This is a genomic window from Mucilaginibacter galii (assembly GCF_014635825.1).
Classification (GTDB): domain Bacteria; phylum Bacteroidota; class Bacteroidia; order Sphingobacteriales; family Sphingobacteriaceae; genus Mucilaginibacter; species Mucilaginibacter galii.
In genome coordinates this window covers 97391-118131 of the sequence record NZ_BMDO01000009.1, presented here as the reverse complement: position 1 = coordinate 118131, position 20741 = coordinate 97391, and the positions used below count along the sequence as shown (strand labels likewise).

At 43.3% G+C, this 20741-nt stretch carries 18 protein-coding genes; 9 read left to right on the top strand and 9 right to left on the bottom strand.

What is annotated here, in order from left to right; all coding sequences use genetic code 11:
- The first annotated feature begins 92 nt into the window (after window positions 1–92).
- The gene (locus IEV61_RS15640) at window positions 93–2588 is read left to right on the top strand and encodes a M14 family metallopeptidase (protein ID WP_188417978.1); all 2496 of its coding nucleotides are present in this window, start codon (window positions 93–95) and stop codon (window positions 2586–2588) included.
- A gap of 149 nt (window positions 2589–2737) precedes the next feature.
- Here IEV61_RS15640 and IEV61_RS15635 read toward each other — a convergent pair whose 3' ends face one another.
- From IEV61_RS15635 to IEV61_RS15610, 6 genes are all read right to left on the bottom strand, one after another.
- Window positions 2738–3358 (bottom strand): class I SAM-dependent methyltransferase, encoded by a 621-nt coding sequence (locus tag IEV61_RS15635; RefSeq protein ID WP_188417977.1) that lies wholly within the window; start codon window positions 3356–3358, stop codon window positions 2738–2740.
- A 3-nt stretch (window positions 3359–3361) separates the two neighbouring features.
- Entirely contained in the window at window positions 3362–4237 is an 876-nt protein-coding gene (locus tag IEV61_RS15630) for a UbiA prenyltransferase family protein (RefSeq protein ID WP_229747169.1), read from the bottom strand.
- A 107-nt stretch (window positions 4238–4344) separates the two neighbouring features.
- Complete coding sequence (locus IEV61_RS15625; protein WP_188417976.1) at window positions 4345–5619, bottom strand: metallophosphoesterase; 1275 nt, start codon at window positions 5617–5619, stop codon at window positions 4345–4347.
- A gap of 104 nt (window positions 5620–5723) precedes the next feature.
- Window positions 5724–7226: a sigma 54-interacting transcriptional regulator gene (locus tag IEV61_RS15620; RefSeq protein ID WP_188417975.1), complete on the bottom strand. Its 1503-nt coding sequence runs from the start codon at window positions 7224–7226 to the stop codon at window positions 5724–5726.
- Between the two features lie 122 nt (window positions 7227–7348).
- Window positions 7349–8446, bottom strand: a complete 1098-nt coding sequence (locus IEV61_RS15615) for a vWA domain-containing protein (RefSeq protein ID WP_188417974.1) — start codon at window positions 8444–8446, stop codon at window positions 7349–7351.
- Between the two features lie 202 nt (window positions 8447–8648).
- The gene (locus IEV61_RS15610; protein ID WP_188417973.1) at window positions 8649–9506 is read right to left on the bottom strand and encodes a carbohydrate kinase family protein; all 858 of its coding nucleotides are present in this window, start codon (window positions 9504–9506) and stop codon (window positions 8649–8651) included.
- Window positions 9507–9577: 71 nt separating this feature from the next.
- Between IEV61_RS15610 and IEV61_RS15605 the strand changes: the two genes are divergently transcribed.
- On the top strand, window positions 9578–9997 hold the full coding sequence (locus IEV61_RS15605; protein ID WP_188417972.1) for a YybH family protein: 420 nt from the start codon (window positions 9578–9580) through the stop codon (window positions 9995–9997).
- Window positions 9998–10043: 46 nt separating this feature from the next.
- Window positions 10044–10718 carry an endonuclease III domain-containing protein gene (locus tag IEV61_RS15600; protein ID WP_188417971.1) on the top strand — a complete coding sequence of 225 codons (675 nt, stop codon included), beginning with the start codon at window positions 10044–10046 and terminating at the stop codon, window positions 10716–10718.
- 232 nt (window positions 10719–10950) lie between these two features.
- Here IEV61_RS15600 and IEV61_RS15595 read toward each other — a convergent pair whose 3' ends face one another.
- The 3 genes from IEV61_RS15595 to hemW all read right to left on the bottom strand — a co-directional run bounded on the left by IEV61_RS15595 (window position 10951) and on the right by hemW (window position 13782).
- On the bottom strand, window positions 10951–11832 hold the full coding sequence (locus IEV61_RS15595; protein ID WP_188417970.1) for a cupin-like domain-containing protein: 882 nt from the start codon (window positions 11830–11832) through the stop codon (window positions 10951–10953).
- Window positions 11833–11981: 149 nt separating this feature from the next.
- A complete protein-coding gene (locus IEV61_RS15590; RefSeq protein ID WP_188417969.1) occupies window positions 11982–12524 on the bottom strand; it encodes a fasciclin domain-containing protein in 543 nt (180 codons plus the stop codon).
- Between the two features lie 127 nt (window positions 12525–12651).
- The gene (hemW, locus tag IEV61_RS15585; RefSeq protein ID WP_188417968.1) at window positions 12652–13782 is read right to left on the bottom strand and encodes a radical SAM family heme chaperone HemW; all 1131 of its coding nucleotides are present in this window, start codon (window positions 13780–13782) and stop codon (window positions 12652–12654) included.
- 199 nt (window positions 13783–13981) lie between these two features.
- On the opposite strand from hemW, the gene IEV61_RS15580 reads away from it, so the two are divergent.
- The 6 genes from IEV61_RS15580 (at window position 13982) to porN (ending at window position 20672) form a co-directional block, all read left to right on the top strand.
- Window positions 13982–14926 carry a DUF4271 domain-containing protein gene (locus IEV61_RS15580; protein WP_188417967.1) on the top strand — a complete coding sequence of 315 codons (945 nt, stop codon included), beginning with the start codon at window positions 13982–13984 and terminating at the stop codon, window positions 14924–14926.
- Window positions 14927–14953: 27 nt separating this feature from the next.
- A complete protein-coding gene (locus IEV61_RS15575) occupies window positions 14954–15712 on the top strand; it encodes a uroporphyrinogen-III synthase (RefSeq protein WP_188417966.1) in 759 nt (252 codons plus the stop codon).
- A gap of 232 nt (window positions 15713–15944) precedes the next feature.
- A complete protein-coding gene (porK, locus tag IEV61_RS15570) occupies window positions 15945–17255 on the top strand; it encodes a T9SS ring complex lipoprotein PorK/GldK (RefSeq protein WP_188417965.1) in 1311 nt (436 codons plus the stop codon).
- 57 nt (window positions 17256–17312) lie between these two features.
- Window positions 17313–18113, top strand: a complete 801-nt coding sequence (gene porL, locus IEV61_RS15565) for a type IX secretion system motor protein PorL/GldL (protein WP_188417964.1) — start codon at window positions 17313–17315, stop codon at window positions 18111–18113.
- Between the two features lie 54 nt (window positions 18114–18167).
- Window positions 18168–19703 carry a type IX secretion system motor protein PorM/GldM gene (gene porM / locus IEV61_RS15560; RefSeq protein ID WP_188417963.1) on the top strand — a complete coding sequence of 512 codons (1536 nt, stop codon included), beginning with the start codon at window positions 18168–18170 and terminating at the stop codon, window positions 19701–19703.
- Between the two features lie 9 nt (window positions 19704–19712).
- Window positions 19713–20672, top strand: a complete 960-nt coding sequence (gene porN, locus IEV61_RS15555) for a type IX secretion system ring subunit PorN/GldN (protein WP_188417962.1) — start codon at window positions 19713–19715, stop codon at window positions 20670–20672.
- Window positions 20673–20741 lie beyond the last annotated feature (69 nt).

Sequence of the window (20741 nt, the reverse complement as noted above, 5' to 3'; positions counted from 1 at the left end):
TAAGATACCTTAGAAATGAGTAACATCAATTTTATAAATGGCTTTTTAGGTAATTACTGATTACTTTATTAGCTTAGGCGTACGATCAAAATATGAAGAAATTATACACGCTTTTTATCTGTTTAAGTTGTATTTGCACAGCATTTGCGCAAGGGTTGCAATCGCCGGCCGAATTTTTAAGTTACCCTTTAGGCAGCCAGTACACTTACCATTACCGTATTGCCGAGTATGTGAAGTATGTGGCTCAAAACTCTAAAAAAGTGAAGCTTGTGCCTTATGGTACCACTAACGAGGGGCGGCCGCTTATGGTTGCCTTTGTGGGTAGTGAAGAGAATATTGCCCGCCTGGAAGACATTCGCCAGCATAACCTTCACCTGGCCGGTTTAAGCAGTGGCCCTGCTACCCTGAGCAATGCGCCTGCCATAGTTTGGTTAAGCTACAATGTGCATGGTAACGAGCCCAGCAGCAGCGAGGCTGGTATGCAAACTTTATATGATTTAGTCAATCCGAATAATAGCCGTACCCAGCCGTGGTTAAAAAATACAGTGATTGTTATTGACCCCTGTTTAAACCCCGACGGGCGCGACCGTTACGTGAATTTTTATAACCAAAACCGCGGTTTACTGCCCGATCCTAACGCTTCATCGCGCGAGCATGCCGAGCCTTGGCCAGGTGGACGTGTAAACCATTATTATTTTGACTTAAACCGCGACTGGGCCTGGCAAACGCAAAAGGAAGTGCAGGGCCGGGTAGGTTTATATAACCAATGGCTGCCGCAAATTCATGTTGATTTTCATGAGCAGGGCTTTAATAACCCTTATTACTTTGCACCAGCGGCAGAGCCTTTCCATAAAGATATTACGCCGTGGCAGCGCGAGTTCCAAAATGTGATTGGCCGTAACAATGCTAAGTATTTTGATCAGAACGGCTGGTTGTATTTTACGAAAGAAGTGTTTGATCTTTTATACCCTTCTTACGGCGATACCTATCCCATTTACAATGGCTCTATAGGCATGACCTATGAGCAGGGTGGTGGCCCCGCGGGTGGTTTGGCTGTTACCATGCGCAGCGGAGATACGCTTACCCTGGCCGACCGTATTGCCCACCATCATTCTAATGGCTTAAGCACGGTAGAAACAGCATCCAATAATGCACAAAAAGTGTTGGATGAGTATAAAAAGTATTTCGATAATGGTCGTACCAATCCGCCGGGTGCCTATAAAACCTATATAATCAAAAACGAGAATCCTGATAAGCTGGCTAAACTGGCCGAATTATTTGATCGTAACCAAATCAAATACGGTTATGGTGTCAACCGTTCGGTCAATGGGTACAATTACTTTACCGGAAAAAATGAAAATTATACTGTGAACAGTGCCGATATGGTGGTTAACGCCTACCAGCCTAAAGCGGTATTACTAACCGTATTGTTGGAGCCTAAAACCTTTATTGCCGATTCTAATACTTATGATATTACGGCATGGTCGTTACCCTACGCTTACGGTTTAAAGGCTTATGGCTTAACAGAATCTATTAAACCTGTTAGCAGTACGCTGGCCGCAGCACAGGCCGCATCTGTAGGTAATGGCGGGTCTTACGCTTATGTGTGTACATGGCAATCGGTGCAAGATGTTAAGTTTTTGGCTGCCTTGCTTCAAAAGGGAATTAAGGTGCGCAATGCCTCTTTGCCGTTTGAAGTTGGCACTAAAAAATTTACTGCGGGTTCTTTAATATTAACAAGAGCCGGGAACAACCGTGCCGATTTTGACAAGATAGTTGATGAAACGGCTGCTAAGTTTGAACGTAAGTTAACCCCTTTATCTACCGGCTTTGCCGATAAAGGAGCCGATTTAGGTTCGAGTGCGGTGGGCTATATTACCAAACCACGCGTTATGCTGGTATCGGGCGATGGTGTATCGGCTAATGATATGGGCGAGGTATGGCACTTTTTTGAACAGCAAATAGGTTACCCCATTTCGGTAATACGCTATCAGGATTTGAGCCGCGTAAAGCTGAGCGATTTTGATGTGGCTATTTTCCCTGACGGACGGTATGCCAACTTCCCGTTAGAACGTATACAAAACTGGGTGAGCGACGGAGGTAAATTGATTGCCATGGGCGGTGCTATTAGCCAGCTGGCCGATAAAAAAGGTTTTGCACTTAAAAGTAAGGAAGATGCCAAAGATGATAAAGCAGCTAAGAAAAGCCCTGATTTGGCGCCCTATGACAGCCGCGACCGCGAATCTATCAGAAGTAACGTTCCGGGAGCTATTTTTAAAGTTTATTTAGACAATACCCATCCTTTAGGTTACGGTTATCCGGCTTATTACTACACACTAAAATTGGGTGATGATATTTATGACTACCTTGACAATGGCGGTGTAAACGTAGGGGTTTTGAAAAAAGATAGTTATGTATCAGGCTTTGTAGGTCAAAAGGCTAAAACCCGTTTAAGTGCCGGTTTACTGTTTGGTGTGCAATCGCTGGGTCGCGGCTCGGTAGTGTATTTGACTGATGATCCTTTGTTCCGCAGCTTTTGGGAGAATGGAAAGCTATTGTTTAGCAACGCAGTATTTATGACAAATTAGAGCGTGATATTATTTGTGGTTAAACTACAGGGTACAATAATTATTAACCGCGTCTTAACCCCTCCCTGCACTCCCGATGGAGGGAATTAGAATAAGTAAAGAAGGTAGCTACTTGTAAAATGGTAGCTGCCTTTTTTATGAGTTGAGCCTTATTTTTTGAGGTAAAGTTTTGCTGTTATAAAGTTGCCGTAAAAGTTTTTTTGTGCGTGTAATTTATAGCCATGTTTCTCAAACTGCATTTTAACGTTTGGTAACTTGTTTACCTTAACGGCGCCGAACAGCCTGAAGAAGGTGTACATACTTTGAAGCATCAGTTTTTGCCATAGCGGTCCGGTTAATTGGAAATCGGTGTTTAACCAGAGTGCGCCGGGTTTAAGCCGTGCGTTAATTACCATAAAAACTTTGTTCAGTATATCCTGTGGAAAGTTGTCGAACAAAAACGCGGTAATCACCACATCAAACACATGGGTAACATTTGCTTCTTCAATTCCTGCGGTAATATAGTTAATATGGTTTTGACCTGTATTCCGTTTTCTCGATAAGGCCATCATCTTGGGCGATATTTCCACATAAGTTATCTTTAAGCCTGATGGATGCAGGAGCGTAAGGCTTTCCAAAATTTGACCTGTGCCTCCACCTATAATAAGAATGTTCGATTTTGGTGGTATGCGGTCTAAAAAGAATTCCTGCGCTTTAACTTGTGCCTGCCCGAATACCAGCTTTGATAAACGTTCGTAAAACCAGGCAGTACGGTCGTAATTGGCAGCCATTGGTTAAAATAGCTTAAATAAAACCAGAACTATATATTGCAGGATAAGTACACCGTCTAAATAAAAGAAGTAATAGTACTCATCACGTTTCCAGGTAGATTTGAATATGAGCCAGCCCGTGAGGACAGCTACAAAGGCAAGCGCAAAAAAATCGCTGGTTAGCCGGTAATTCCATAGCAGCAGTAGCAGCATAATGTGGCCGGCCAGCAGCAGCTGACAAAACCAGTAAGCCCGCTGCTCGCCAAAGGCCACAGGAATGGTTTTTAAACCGGCTATACGATCCTGAAACAGATCGCGGATATCAAATGGAACGGTAAGCGCAGCAATGAACAGGAAGCGTTTACTGAATATGATCCAGATGTTGCTTTCGGGAACTATGATGTGCAGACTGTCTTGTGCTTCAAAGATAGGTAGTAAAACGCAGCTTAACGTCCATACCAGTGTTATCAAAATAGGTTTTAAACCAGGCACATTGCGCAATCCTGATTTTTGCCCTTTTTTGGTGAACAATGGCAACCCGTAACCAAAAGATAAAGCGGCCAATCCAATGAGCAGCAGTTTTGAAGAATTGGCTAAAAGGAAAAAAAGAGGTATTAAAGATAGTAGCGCAGCAATGGTAATGGTTACCATGAGCCGGTGGTAACCGAAAAACCAGCGTATACGGCGATATGAAGATTTTTGCGGCTCTTTTGGCCTGATGATAAGGATGCAGAAATTATACAGCCCCAGGGTAGAGGCAAATAGTAATGCCAATACCGAAAATATGGGTTTTACACCAATAATATGAAAAGTTACCAGCCCCTGTGCTACGGCACAAAGTGCCATAAATACATTGCTGAAAAGCAAAGCATCAAAACCGGCCCTGATAAATTTCTTCATTGATTATACAATGATAAGCAAGGCTTTTGATTTTGAGTTGAATAGTGTGAATTTATGAAGAACTAAAGCATCATACCACCCCAAATGCTTAACAAGCAGTTAATTTTTTAACTTAACTTGGGGTCAGTTCCTGATTTTAGTTCAAAAATAGTGATCTCGGGTAGTATACCAACCCTACCGGGATAGCCTAAAAAGCCGTAACCTACGTTTACATACAATTGCTGCTGCTCTTGCCTGTATAAGCCAGCCCACTCTTTATATACAAACTGGATAGGGCTCCACTGAAAATGCTCGGTTTGCACGCCAAACTGCATGCCGTGGGTATGGCCCGAAAACATGGCATCTATTTGCGGGTAATGCGGCAAAACCTGTGCCCGCCAGTGTGAAGGATCGTGCGAAAGCAATAATTTAACAGGAAGGTCGTCGGTGTTTTTTACCGCTTCATCCATGCGGCCATATTTAGGGAAACGGCTCAATGCCCCCCAATTTTCAACCCCTAAAATACCTATTTCTTCGCCACCCACTTTAAGCCGGCGGTTGGTGTTCATTAATAAGTCCCAGCCCATATTTTTATGGGTGGCTTTCAAAGCGTCGAGGTTCTTTTTCTTAGAAGCCGCATCGGGCCACCAGGCGTAGTCGCCATAATCGTGATTACCTAATACCGAGTAGACGCCCAAAGGAGCTTTCACCTTAGCAAAAATATCCTGGTAGCCATTCATTTCGTTACTTAGGGTATTTACTAAGTCGCCGGTAAAAAATATCAGGTCGGGCTTTTCGGCCATCAGCATTTCTACACCACCTAATACAGCTTTCTTGTTGTAAAAGCTGCCCGAGTGAATATCAGAAAGCTGTCCAAGCTTTAATCCGTCGAAGGCTTTAGGGAGGTTAGCCAGATACAGGGTACGCCGCCTAATGCGGTAATCATAAACGCCGTTAATAATGCCATAGCTAAGTCCGGCCAAAGGCAAGGCGCCGGCAATTAGCCCGGCTTTAAGCAGGAATTCGGAACGGGAAATATCTGTAGGCTTGGTTTGGCTGGCCGGGTACTCGGGCTCAGGTTTATGGCGCTTACGTGCCCACCATAAAGCCAAGCGGCGTACATCATCTACCAAAATAAAGGGCAGGAAACATACTTTGCAAAAGAGCAGTAAAAAGAATAGCAGTAGAACTGCCCCTTTAAAACCAACGCTGAATTTAATATAAATACTGGCTATTAACCCAGCAGTTAGCAAGCCCGATACTACACAGTAAGCTAACAGGAAAAACTTGCCCTGTATAAAGCGCCACTTTTTTAAACCCTCGCGCAGGCCATTAATAATATAAAAATCGGCCAGTAAGAGGCCGATGCATATCAAAAATATAGTAGGGGCTTGTCCCTCCATAGTAATTATAGTAGCCCCTCCCCGGCCCTCCCCAGGAGGGAGGGGGTTTATACTTATTCTTCAAAAAGCCCTCCCTCCCGGGGAGGGTTGGGAGGGGCTTTTATTTAATATCTATCGTCGCCTAAATCCTCATCTTCATCCGGCTGCATGTTAAACAAGCTGTCGAACATGTCGGAGAAGGCAAAGCCATTATCCAGGAAGCCTTTATTCAATTGAGAGAACTCGGCCAAACCGTGTAGCACGAACTCCATCAGTAACAACTGCTGTGCTTCGCTTACGCCGGGGTGCAGTTGTTTAACCAATGCTTTTAAGCCGCTAACGGAGTTTAATACTTTTTTATACTCAGCCAATGGCAATTCGTCCAATACCGCTAAAGAATTACCAGCTGCAAACCAACCGGTTATCTCGCTGTATGGGTTAGCTTTCTTGCTTTTCTTAGCCTTTTCCGGGTCTGGGAAAAACTGCAGCATCATAGTTTTGATGGCTTTACCGATGAGGATATTAGCCACCTTTGCCGGGCCTTCCAGTTCTCCTTCGTAAACTAACTCAATTTTACCTGTAATGGCCGGGATTACTCCTAAGAAATCGGATATACGTACCGATGTGGTTTTCTCGCCATTGATCAACATCCTGCGCTCGGCATTGCTGATCAGGTTTTCGTATGCCGATATGGTTAAACGGGCAGATACACCTGATTTTTTATCGATATACTCCGAATTACGCGCTTCAAAAGCAATTTGCTCTACCATGTCTTTCACCAGGCTGTCGGCTTCTACATTTTTACGTTGCTCAGGTGTAAGCAAAGCTTCCTGCTGGGTTATTTGACGCGAAATTTCAACCGTACGAGGGTAGTGGGTTAAAATCTGGCTTTCGATACGGTCTTTCAGCGGTGTAACGATAGAACCACGGTTGGTGTAATCTTCAGGATTTGCCGTAAATACAAATTGAAGGTCTAAAGGCAAACGCAGTTTGAAACCACGAATCTGGATGTCTTTTTCTTGCAAAATGTTAAATAATGATACCTGTATACGGGCCTGTAAATCGGGTAATTCGTTAATAACGAATATACCACGGTGTGCACGTGGAATCAACCCAAAGTGGATCACACGCTCATCGCTATAAGTTAGTTTTAAGGTAGCTGCTTTGATAGGATCAACATCGCCAATTAAATCGGCTACGGTAACATCAGGGGTTGCCAGTTTTTCGGTATAACGTTCAGAACGGTGAACCCATGCAATAGGTGTATCGTCGCCCTTGGCTTCTACCTCACTATGGCCAAACCAGGATATTGGTGCCAATGGATCGTCAAATAACTCGGAACCGGCAATATAGGGTACATACTCGTCCAGTAAATTTACCATTAAGCGGGCTATACGTGTTTTAGCCTGACCACGCAACCCTAACAATAAGATGTTATGGCGCGACAGGATAGCGGTTTGCAGATCAGGAATTACCGTATCTTCAAAACCAATGATACCTTCAAAGCCACCTTCTTTTTTTTGAAGTTGCGCTATCAGGTTTTCTCTTAATTCTTCTTTAACCGAGCGACTGCGGTAATTGGTTTTTTTTAATTCGCCGAGTGTTTTTATATCTAATAAAGTGCTCATAGCCCCTCCCAACCCTCCCCGGGAGGGAGGGCATTGGTTTAATTTTTTAATATTAATATGTTGTCTTTGTATCAGTAATGCTCATCTAAAGCCCTCCCTCCCGGGGAGGGTTTGGGAGGGGCTTACCTTACCGTCTTTCTTCTATTCTTAATATAATCCTCAAATATGTATTCACCCAAACCGGTTAGCGAACTGTAAAATGCGCGACCACCGTTAGTTTCGGTAAACTTGCGCACAAACTGTTGCAGGTACGGGTCGCGGGCAATCATAAATGTGGTAATGGGTATTTTTAACCGTTTGCATTGGGCCGCCATATTTAGGGTTTTGTTTACCACTTTTCGATCTAAGCCAATACTGTTTTTATAATACTTGGTGCCTTCTTTTAAACAAGTTGGCTTACCATCGGTAATCATAAATATTTGCTTGTTGTGCGTTTTACGGCGACGAAGCAAATCGGTAGCCAGTTCTAAACCGGCGTAAGTGTTAGTATGGTAAGGGCCCACTTGTAAGTAAGGCAAATCTTGAAGCGTAATTGGCCATGCATCATTCCCAAATACCACAATGTCCAAAGTGTCTTTAGGGTATTTGGTGCGGATAAGTTCGGCCAGCGCCATGGCTACTTTTTTAGCGGGGGTAATGCGGTCTTCTCCATACAAGATCATGGAGTGCGAAATATCGATCATGAGAACGGTAGAGGTGAGGGTTTTGTAATCCATTTCCTCCACTTCCAAATCGCGCTCGGTCATCATAAAATCGCCGATGCCATGATTTACCTGGGCATTGTGGATAGATTGGGTCATGTCTATCTGATCCAAACTATCGCCAAACTCAAACTCCCGGCGCTCTGAGTTCTTTTCATCACCCTGGCCCGATTGCGGCGAGCGGTGGTTTCCCTTACCCGATTTCTTCAGTTTACCAAAGATCTCTTCAAGGGCCGATTGCCGGATGCTTTGCTCGGTTTTAGCCGTAATATCGAAATTCCCTTTTTCGTTATCCTCGGTTAAATAGCCTTTTTGCTTCAACTCGTCAATAAAATCACCCATGCCATAATCGTCATTGGTAATATTATATTGCTTGTCCAATTCGTTCAGCCACGATAAGGCTTCGCCTGCATCGCCCGCTGTATAATTGAGCAGTTCTAAAAATAATTTCAACAACTCCTCAAACCCGCCCTTCGGAACTTCATTGGGCGAGTATTTGGAAAACTCAAAACCACGCATGGTTATACCTTTCTTTTGAAATAAATTAACGGAAATTTATTGGTTAAAGTTTGTTGCCTAAACCGTAATTGAAGGAATTTATGGAATTAACAGAATGAAATGACAAAGAGAGAAGAAAGAGCTAAGAGACAAGAACCAAGAGAAGAGGTTTGTTTTATTACTGCCTGCTTATTGCTTGGCTCTTGGTTCTAATATCTTGCCTCTATTTTGCCATGGGCTCAGGATTAGCTCCCCTTTGGCTGGCTACGTAAGCACCAATTTTACACGCCCTTTCTAAAATAACACCTATGGGTAACTTGCTTAGTAAACCATTTACCAGCGTTGCCAAAAATGCATCGCCCGCGCCTACGGTATCTACCACTTGTACCTTGAAACCCGGATGCTCGTAAAATTTATCATCATGCCAAATTATGGCGCCATCTTCGCCACGGGTTACGCAGATGGTTTTGGTATGGTACTTTTTCTGGAACTCAATGATCTTGTCTTTTAACGATGTGCTGCTGCTTCGGATGAGCAGATCGGCCTCTTCCTCATTCATCTTGACAACGTTAGAAATTGCAGCCAGCGTTTCAATAATATCAGAGTTATAATGCGGATGGCGCAGGTTTACATCAAATACCCGCAAAGGTACTTTTACCTCGGTAAGCAGGTTGAGCAGTGTAGCACGGCTGGCTTGCTCGCGGCAGGCCAAACTGCCAAATACAATAGCGCTTGCTTGTTTGGCTTCTTCAATCAGGTCATCTTTTAATTTAATATTATCCCAAGAAACAGGTTTTGGAATAACGTAGGTGGCCTGCTGTTTTTCGTCAAGTTGAACGGTTACCTGGCAGGTAGGTAACGATCTGTCTGTTTGTATTAGCGACGATGCCAGTTTGTTCCCGGTTAAATAGGTCTGTAATTCGCGGCCAAGCGCATCGTTGCCTATGCGGCTAACCAATGATGCAGATACGCCTTGTTGTATTAATTGCCGGGCTACGTTGAGCGGGGCGCCGCCAACTTGCTTGCCATCGGCAAAGGTATCCCACAAAACTTCGCCATAGCATAACACCTGGTTGCTCATATTTTAACTTATCAGTATATGTTGCTGCAAAGCTAAAAGTTTTATGTGGCTAATTTGTGTACTTTTAAGTCATGAAGAAGTTAATAATTGCATTTTTCTTAATAATATGTGGCTTTCTTTGCAAAGCACAAGATAAAAAGGCCATTTTAAACCTTTTGGAAACGCAACGCCTGGCTTGGAACCATGGCGACCTTGAAGCTTACATGCAGGGTTACTGGCACTCCGATTCGTTATTGTTTGTAGGTAAAAGCGGCCCTAAGTATGGCTGGCAAACCACACTGGATAATTATAAGAAAGGTTACCCCGATAAAGCTGCCATGGGCCAACTGGGTTTTGATATTTTAAAAATTGAATTGCTGGACAAGACCAACGCTTTTGTTTTAGGCGCATGGCACCTGCAAAGGGATAAAGATGCGCCTGGCGGTTATTTTACACTTTTGCTGCGCAAGATTAAAGGCGAATGGAAAGTGGTGGCCGATCATTCATCATAATTGATAGACCGTTTAAACATTGGGTTTAATAAGCGGTTATAGATGAATGCAGGCATCAGCTAAAACGCCTTATGATATTAAAGAGATGCTTAGCCGCATTGCCCGCCTGATGGAGCAATACCCCAAGGCGGCTATGGTTCAATTATATAACGAAGGCTACACCTCCATGTTTGAGCAATTGCTGGCCTGTATCATTTCTATCCGCACGTTAGATGAAGTGTCCATACCGGTATCGCAGCGGTTGTTTGGTAAGGCCCGTACACCCGAACAAATATTAAAATTATCGCCACAAGAACTGGAAGGTTTGCTATACGGATCATCTTACAACGGACAAAAAGCCTTTACCATGTTGGGTATTGCCCAAACTGTAATTGAACAGTATGATGGTAACATACCTGCAAATTATGAACAACTAACCGCACTGAAAGGTGTAGGCCCTAAATGTGCCAATCTTACTTTAGGCATTGCCGCCAAGATACCTGCCGTTAGTGTTGATAGCCATGTGCACCGGGTAGTAAACCGCTGGGGCTACGTGCAAACCAAAACACCGGAGAAGAGCTTGCTGGCGCTTGAAAAGCAAGTGCCTAAAGATAGGTGGATAGACATTAACCGCTTGTTGATGCCCTTTGGCAAATATCATTGTACCGCCAATATGCCCAAATGCTCAACCTGCCCTGTTTTTGAATATTGCGAGCAAATTGGGGTGGAAAAGCACAGGTAGGGTCCGAAGTCCGAAGTCCGAAGTCCGAAGTCCGAAGTCCGAAGTCCGAAGTCCGAAGTCCGAAGTCCGAAGTAAATTGCTTAACAAGTTACGAAAAATAAAAACCACTTAGGTGAAAAGTAACTTCCTTTAACTCACAACTCACAACTCACAACTCACAACTCACAACTCACAACTCACAACTCACAACTCACAACTCACAACTCACAACTCACAACTCACAACTCACAACTCACTTCGGCTCGCCCGCTACTAACGCTTTGTTAGCCCGTTTAACCGCCAGCTCTTCTTTCCAATCCATGTAACGCTTTTTGTACCTCTTTTTCAGGATGCTATCAAAATTGCGCTGAATGGTGAGATTGTATAAGCTTTTGGCTTTAATACCCCATGATTTATCCCAGGCGCGCAGCGATATGGAGAATGAACCGTCAAGGTATTTCATCCAATGCCAAAAGCCTGTTGGCATAAACAGGGTTTCACCATGTTCTAAGATGGTCTCCTGTCCTTCAACACCGTCAAGGGCGGGGTACTTTGCAAAATCGGGATTTTCAATATCGTAATCTTCTAACGCATAAGTGGCAAAAGGAATGCAATAGAGGCGCTCGCTCCATTTTTGGTCGAATAGGATTACATGTTTGCGGCCATGAAAATGGGTGTGGAATATGTGCGCTAAATCTATATCGTAATGCAGAAACGTTACCGAACCTGCACCACCAAAAAACATGTTAGGGTACTTATCTAAAAAACCACCCATTAAATCGGTAGGCGATCGGTAATCTTCTAATAGGGCAGGAGCATGTTTAATGGGGTCGAAAAGGAAAATACGCAGATCGGTAGGTTCTTTTTGAATCAAATCAATATAATCGCCAAACTTCATCTCGGCTGCAGAAGCATTGATGGCTTTGCTCGGGTCGGCTTTTGAACTATCGTAAAGCGGCACAATTTGATCGCCCACTACTTCTTTTAAGTATTCAAAAGTCCATTTTTGTAAGGCAGGCCAAGTTTCGGTAGCCTTACGGATAACCAGCGGCTTGCGCGGCTTCAAATAATTATTGATGAAATCCTCTTTAGTAATTGTATCAACCCTATCAATCGGCGATAATTTTAAACCCATATTTTCACGACAAATTAACATACAAAACTAACCAATTTTAAACAGGGTGGCCAATAACTTTATTTCATAAGCAATTCTGTTTAAAAACAGCAAAGCCCGGCGCTCTTGGCAGCCGGGCTTTTATACTTAAGTTTAAAAATGTGCAGAGCTTAGTTAGGCATGAGCACGGTGTTCACCACATGGATAACCCCATTTTTTTGGAATACATCGGCAATAGTTACCCAAGATTTTCCGCCTTTTTCGTCAACCAGGTAAACCTTTTTACCATCTAACATGGCGGTTAAAGTGCCACCGCTAACGGTTTTTAATTCGGCTTTACCACCGCCTGCTTTAATTTTAGCTACCAGGTCGGCAGCGCTAACGCGGCCTGATACTACGTGGTAGGTTAAAATTTTGGTTAACATGGCTTTGTTCTCAGGTTTTAGCAACGTTGGAACAGTACCTTCGGGCAGTTTATTAAAAGCCTCATTAGTGGGAGCAAATACAGTAAACGGACCTGTCGATTTTAAAGTTTCTACCAGGCCTGCTTCTTTAACAGCAGCAACTAATGTGGTATGGTCTTTAGAGTTTACAGCATTGTCTACAATATCTTTGGTTGGGTACATTGGGGCACCACCCACCATTACGGTTTGTGCGTTAGTTGCGGTTGCCATAGCTACTAAAGCAAAAGCCGCGATAAATAATTTTTTCATGATAGTTAGTGTTATTTGGTAGCAATTACGGTAAACGCTTGTGCTTGGTTTTCACCATGAGCTAATAAAGCACAATTAGCGCTTTTGGGAGTACGAAAAGTGTAAATTGTTGTAAATGAGTAGATAACTATTCTTCTTCGAAAAAAAGTTCAGCGGCAATGTGATCGGCGTATAGTTTACCAGCTTGGGTAAGCGCGAGCGTTCGCCCTTGTTGGTCAAGCCAATTGCTGGTTAAAAACTGCCGGGCATTTTTGAGCATAATAGGAGAGGAGCCCGAAGCGATAACCTCCAATTTGTCTAAATTCAACCCCCAGATGGTGCGAATTGAGGTCATAATATATTCGTTTAACCGGTTGATGGTGCTCAGTTGCTCTACCTCGGCAGGGATTACATTTAATGCCAGTGCTTTTAAATACCGGGCATTGTTAGCCACGTTCCATTGCCTGGCCTGGCCGTTAAAGGCGTGTGCAGAGGGGCCAATACCTAAATAGGGTACCCCCATCCAATAATTAGAATTGTGGCGCGAATAGTGGCCGGGTTTGCCAAAATTTGAAATCTCATAATGGTCAAATCCCTGTTGCTGCATGCGCTCCATTAAACGGGTAAACTGCTCGGCGCTTTGCTGGTCGTTAACCGGTGGCGTTTGCTTTTTTTTAATGAAGGCCGCCAATGCCGTCCGCGGTTCAACCGTCATAGAGTAAGCCGAAATATGCGGTACTTCAAGATCGAACATCGTACTCATGTTATGCTCCCACTTTTCGTGCGTAAGTAGCGGATACCCGTAAATTAAATCGGTGGTAATGTTGTTAAAACCCGCATCCTGCACTCGTTTAACCGAAGTTTCGGCCTCGTTGCTGCGGTGCGCACGGTTCATCCATTGTAAATCTTCATCAAAAAAAGACTGGATACCAATGCTAAAGCGGTTAACCGGCGTTTGGCGCAGGTCTTGAACTTTCTGCGAGGTTAAATCGTCGGGGTTCGCTTCCAATGTAATTTCAGCATTACTGCTTATGGGGTGATGTTGCGCAATAGTATCGAGCAAAAAAGTGATTTCTCCGGCTTCGAGCAATGAGGGGGTACCGCCACCAAAGTAAATGGTTTCAATGTTAGCTCCGTTTAAATAATGTTTTTGCAGGGCTATTTCTTTAGCCAGCGCCTGTACAAGATCTGGCCGGTACTGCTGCGATGTACTGAAATGAAAATCGCAGTAATGGCAGGCTTGTTTGCAAAAAGGAATATGAATGTAAATGCCGGCCATGTTGATGCAAAGATACGGCTGATGATTCAATAATGAAATTGGCAAGCTTCGACGTACTGTCATATTGCCAACCCACAATAAGTCATGATTATAATTAGATTACCAAAATGTTATACTTATTTAATTCGGGTGGGTTTTATATCTTTGCATAGTGCTGCGTACTGTTATATTCATGCTTTTTTTATTTGGTTTAAGCTGTATGGAGGGGTATTCCCAAACCGCAGACTCTAACTCGTTTGTTCAGCCCGATTCGGTACCACGTCACCGCTACTATCAGCCGCCATCGGCCGCACAAACCGTGCTCGATTCTGTGGCCAATGCACTGGCTAACCGCCAATATTTCATCGGCGATTCATTAGCTAAAATTTACGTGAAAGCTCCCGACGCCCTCAGGCATAACCAGTTTTTAGACAGTATGTATAAAAGCCAGGTTTACCGCGAGTATGGCTTTTACAAGCAGCCGGGTAGGTTTAAAAGTTTAATGAGCGAAGGCAGCACCCGTCGCACGCGCGACCAATGGGTTATTGCCATCATCGCTATTTTGCTGGTATATATGGCTTTGCTTAACCGGGCCATGAGCAAGGATATTAAAAACGTACTGCAGTCATTTTATAATAACCGCATTCTCTCCCAAGTAAGTAAAGAAGAAAATCTCCTCAATTCATGGACTTTCCTGGGCTTGTTTGTGCTGTTCGGGTTTACCTTTGGCTTATTTTTATACCAGCTTACGGCATATTATGAGGTATTTTACAGTATAAGCGGGATACAGCTATTTGGCTCATTTGCTTTTCTGATTATTGCGTTATTTGCCGTTAAGCTGCTCATTTTAAAATTTTTAGGATTTGTTTTCAACGCTAACCGGTTGGTGGGGGAGTATATTTCTATTTTATACCTAACCTACTTTAATATCACATTTGTGTTTTTACCGGTATCGTTATGTTTTAGCTTGCTAGCCGCGCAATACATACCCTTTATTTTAGGCTTGGCATTGCTGCTTGTGGTGGTGATTTTTGTATGGCAATATTTGCGCAGTAGCGTAAATATTATTTCGAGCATAAGATTTCATAAATTTTATTTATTTACCTATCTTTGTGCCCTCGAAATTTGCCCCGTTTTAATACTAATTAAGGCGCTGAACAATTAGAAACTTAGGTAGTTAGAAAGATTTACTTTGGAAGATAGAAAGAAAAAGGTTAAGAGTATATTGGTTACTTTACCCAAACCTGAGAACGATAAAAATCCGTATGCTGAACTGGCTAAGAAGGCTAACCTGAAAATTGATTTTAGGTCTTTTATTCATGTGGAAGGTGTGCCTGCTAAAGACTTTCGTAAAGAAAGAATTAATCTTGCCGATTTTACCGCCGTGATCTTTACCAGCCGTAACTCTGCCGATCATTTTTTCCGTATTTGCGAAGAAATGCGTTTTGAGGTGCCTGTGGATATGAAGTATTTCTGCCTTTCAGAAACTATTGCTCTTTACCTTCAAAAGTATATTCAGTACCGTAAGCGCAAAATTTTCTTTGGCAAGCAAACCGCTGCCGACCTTGCTGAGGTTTTGAAAAAACACTCGAGCGAAAAATTCTTATACCCATGTTCTGACGTAGCCGCCGAAGAAACGCAGAAGTTTCTGACCGAAAACGGTTACAACTTTACGCCTGCAGTGCTTTTCCGCACTGTGTGCAGCGACCTGAGCGATTTGGCCGAGGTGTTTTACGATGTCATTGCTTTCTTCAGTCCATCGAGCATTCTGTCACTTTACCAAAACTTCCCCAACTTTCAGCAAAATAATACCCGCATTGCCGCTTTTGGTGCAACTACGCACAAAGCTGTTTTAGATGCAGGTTTAATTTTGGATATTCCGGCCCCTACACCAGGTGCACCATCAATGACTATGGCCATTGAGCAGTACATTAAACAAGCCAATAAGTAAATTTCTTTTTTGCGTTAATCCCGAAACAATAGCAGTATTTTTCACGTATAAAGCCTGTACTACTTGATAATTTATTGTTATTTAGTATTTTACGCTGGTGTACGCATAAACGCTATGCGTTGTAATTGCCACGAAAAATTTTATGCCATTGTGTAATAATATTTCGGGAAGATTACAGCGTGCAATATTATATTAGACGACGGAAAATTATGATAGAATTGATACAACAAGCATGAATACACGTTACTTTCTTTTGTTATTGTTAGTTGGAGGGATTTGGAGTGGTTGTAATACAAGCGACAGGGGCGAAGTGCTTGGCGTACGCAATAGGCCGTTCAGGGCAGAATTGCCCGCAGGCATGGTGTATATTCCCGGTGGCTCGTTCTTAATGGGTCAAACCGACCAGGACGTAACCTTTGCACAAATAGCACAAACCAAACAGGTTACGGTTTCTCCATTCTTTATGGATCAAACCGAAACCACAAATAGTCAGTATCATCAGTTTATTAATTGGGTGCGCGATTCTATTGCCATCACCAATTACCTTAACGATGATAAATACTACGTTAAACCGCGCGATCCTAATGCCACCAGTCGCAAGTACATCAATTGGGAATATGTAAAAAAGAACCCTATCTGGCGCAGTAACGGAAAGGGAAAAGCGCAAAGCGCCAATGCAGGTAAGCTTGATGGTATGTACTACCAGGGCGATGACCGTGTATTTGACCGTAACGAGGTTGACGTAAGCCAACTGAAGTACAATTACGCAGCCATGCAGTTACGCACCGCATCAGATCAGCGTTTTGATAAAACTAAAAAGCGGTCTGATTTTATCTACCGCGATACTGTGCCCGTTTATCCTGACACACTGGTTTGGTTGAACGATTTCTCGTATGCAGCTAACGAACCCATGGTAGAAGGTTACTTCTCACATCCGTCTTTTCAAAATTACCCGGTAGTGGGCGTTACCTGGCGTCAGGCACGTGCATACAGCATCTGGCGCTCACGTTATAACGATGCTTATAAAGATAAATTAAAACAGCCTCACCGTTTGCCTTACAGCTTACCTACCGAGGCCGAATTTGAATATGCCGCACGAGGTGGCCGTATTGGTACCGATTATCCATGGGGTGGTCCGTACATCAAAAATGCTAAAGGCTGCTTACTGGCTAACTTTAAACCTGGTCGTGGTAACTACACCGACGATGGCGGCGCTTACACCGTAAATGTGCGTTCGTACTTCCCTAACGATTATGGCTTGTTTAACATGGCCGGTAACGTATCGGAGTGGACGCTGTCTGCCTTTGATGAATCGGCTTCTACTTTCGTTCACGATATGTCGCCTACGTTTAATTACGATGCTAAAGCAACCGACCCGGAAGTACTTAAACGTAAAGTAGTGCGCGGCGGCTCGTGGAAAGATATTGGCTACTTTTTACAGAACTCTACCCGTGGTTATGAATTTCAGGACACCGCTAAATCATTTATCGGTTTCCGCCTGGTATCGCATTTCGTAGGACGCGATTTTCGCGACAAACGATAACAAACAATCAAACTCTCAAATAAACATAACATCTAACACTACAAAAACAAATTAATTATGGCTGGCAAGAAAAAATCAAAGTTCGGTATCGGTAACATTATCTCCATAGGTGCGAGTGTGGTTATTATCGGTTTGTTATTTAAAATTCAACATTTTCCTTATGCCTCGGTGCTGATTACCGTTGGTTTATTAACCGAAGCCTTTCTATTTCTTATATTAGGTTTACAACCTGAAACTACCGAGGTTGACTGGACTAAAGCTTACCCTGAACTGGCCGACGATTATGTAGGCGAACCGGTAAAAAGAGTAACTGCACCGGTACAAGCCAATACTGGCCACACTGCTGCTTTAGACAAAATGCTGGCTGATGCCAAAATAAGCCCCGAGCTTATCGGTAACCTGGGCGATGGTTTAAGAACCTTCAGCGATAAAGTATCTACCATTTCAAAAGTGGCTGATGCCGGTGCGGCAACTACCGAATTTGCCAACAAAGTAAAAGCCGCAGGCGCAAGCTACGATCACCTTAGCGTTTCTTTCGAAAAAGCTTCGGCTAACCTTAACGAAATGGCTAACTCTAACATCGATTCAAAAGCTTACCACGATCAGGTAAACAGCCTGGCTAAAAATTTATCGGCCTTAAACGCTGTTTACGAACTGGAATTACAAGATTCAAGTGCTCACTTAAAATCAATGAACAAGTTCTACCAGAACCTTTCATTAACCATGAATAACTTCAACGAGTCTTTAGAAGATTCTAAAGCGTTTAAAGAAGAAGTTGGCCGCTTAGCTAAAAACTTAGGTTCATTAAACGCAATTTATGGCAACATGTTAACTGCCATGAACCAACCACGTGCTTAATTAATTTAACTAATTAACTTTTTCACAATTAATTTAAATTAACTAAAAAGACACATGGCTGGAGGTAAAGAAACCCCAAGGCAGCGGATGATTGGCATCCTCTACCTGGTACTATTAGGTTTGGTGGCGCTAAACGTGCCCGATAACCTGTTAAATGCATTCAAGAATATAAGTAATAGTTTGGTGGCATCTAAATCGAACGTTCAAACCGGTATCGATAACACTTATGATGCTTTTGAAAAAACCAAACTTAAAGAGCAACCTGAAAGGGCAAAGCCTATTTACGATAAGGCTAAACAGGCAAGTACCATTGCTAAACAACTTGATGACTACATTGAGAGCTTAAAAGCAATACTTACCGAAAAAGCAGGCGGTATAGACGAAGCTACCGATGATTATAAAAAACGTGATGATCTTGATATTTCATCAGAAGTAATGATCAACGGTAAAAAAGCGGCAGAGCTTCGTGCTAAAATTGACGAAACACGCGAAAAGTTATTGGCCCTGCTCGATCCTAAAGAAAGAGCCGCTACCAAACTTTCCTTATCTGCAGATGCTCCAAAAAGCAAAACAGGTAATACAAGCTTAAGCTGGGAACAAGCGTATTTTGGTGATGGTATACCTATGGGTGCTGCCATGACCTCTTTGAACAAAGTACAGGCCGATGCCAAGAATGCCGAATCGGAAGTGGTTAAAAAGATCTTGGGTAAAGTAGACCAGGCGGTAGTTAACCTTGATAAGTTTGCAGCGGTTGCCGTGGCACCAAGTAGCTACATTATTGCAGGCCAGCCTTACAAAGCCGAAGTTTTCTTAACAGCTTCAGATTCTAAATCTAACCCGGAAATTATGGTAAACGGTTCGCGTTTACAGGTAGCCGAAGGCCGTGGTACTTACTCTACTGGTACCAGCGGCGAAGGTGTACGTACCTGGGTTGGTACCATCCGTGTAAGACAAAACGACGGTACTATGAAAGAATACAAAACTGCGCCTCAACAGTACCAGGTGGCTAAACCATCGGCTACGGTTGCTGCCGAAAAAATGAACGTATTGTACATTGGCGTATCTAATCCATTATCAGTATCGGCTCCGGGCATCCCTAAAGATAAGTTAAGGGTAAGCATGAGCGGTGGTTCTATCAGCGGTTCAAACGGTTCTTTTACCGCCCGTGTTAGTTCTCCGGGTACCGTTAACATCACTGTTTCGGGCGAGGCTTCTCCGGGTAAAACACAAACGCTGGGTTCTACGCAGTTCCGTGTTAAACGTATCCCCGATCCTAAAGCAGTATTTGGTGGTAAAAGCGGTGGCAGCAGTGCTACAGCAAATTTAAAGGCTCAAGATAGGTTATTTGCCAAGCTTGATAACTTTGAGTTTGATGCTAAGTTTAACGTAACCCGTTTTAGCCTGGTTGTTCAGCGCCCGCGTCAGGATCCTATTTTGGTATCTACCAGCGGTGGCGAATTATCTGGCCAAATGCGTGCTGCCATGGCTGCCATTACACCAGGTACTGTAGTTGCATTTACCAACATTATAGCTGTTGGTCCTGATGGTTCTCAAAGAGGACTTGATGATATTGTATTCAGAGCAAATTAATAAACACATATGAGACGGAAGATTTTTGTGGTGGGGCTATTGAGTTTAATTTGTTTGGGCACTTATGCTCAAAAAAGAGGTACAACGCGCAAGCGTACCACCACGGCAAACCGTAGAGCGGCTGCCGCGCAAAATAATGTGGCTAATACCACTTTTAATGCGCAACCGGTGGTTGATACAGCTAAAAAAGCCAAACCTTTTGAGCGTCCTATGGATGGCTACTTTAAAAAGGCCAACATATTAAGTGCCCGCGTAACTCCTTATGCTAACCTGCGCGAAGCTGACGTTATTTATGCCAAACGTGTTTGGCGCGAAATTGATTTGCGTGAAAAAATGAACCAGTACCTGGCCTCGCCAAAATCGCGTTTAATTGACGTGCTGATGGAAGCCGTAGAAGCTGGCGAGTTAACTGCATACGACCCTAATCCAAGTAAAGATGACCCAAGCGGTGACGGCTTTGCCGTGCCGCTAACGCCTGGTAAAGCAAAGGCCCGTTTAGCTGATAGTAGCGTGGTTGATAAATTTGACGCCAATGGCGATAAAATTGGTTCTTCCATGCAGGCTGGTGAGTTTAACCCAGACAGTGTAATCCGATTTCGTTTGAAGGAAGATTGGGTATTTGATAAGCAACGCTCGGTATTTGAGCCACGTATTATTGGTATTGCTCCTTTAATGAAACTTAAAGTGGCCGGCATTGATGCTGATTACCAGCCGGTATTTTGGGTATATTTCCCCGAAGCACGCCAGGTATTGGCCACGAAAGAAGCCGTAAGCCGTAATAACGATGCCACCGGCTTAAGTTTCGACGACGTGTTTATGAAGCGCTTGTTTGCCAGTGTGGTAGTTAAGGTTTCAAACCCTAAAGACGAGCGTATAAAGGATTACGCCCAAGGTATAGACAAGCTTTACGAATCTGAAAAGGTCAAAAAATCTTTGTTAGATTGGGAGCTGGGTTTATGGCAATATTAATACATCAATCATAGCAGTCCTATCAAGCTGTTCTATATTTTAACAAGAAGCCCCGACTTTACAGTTGGG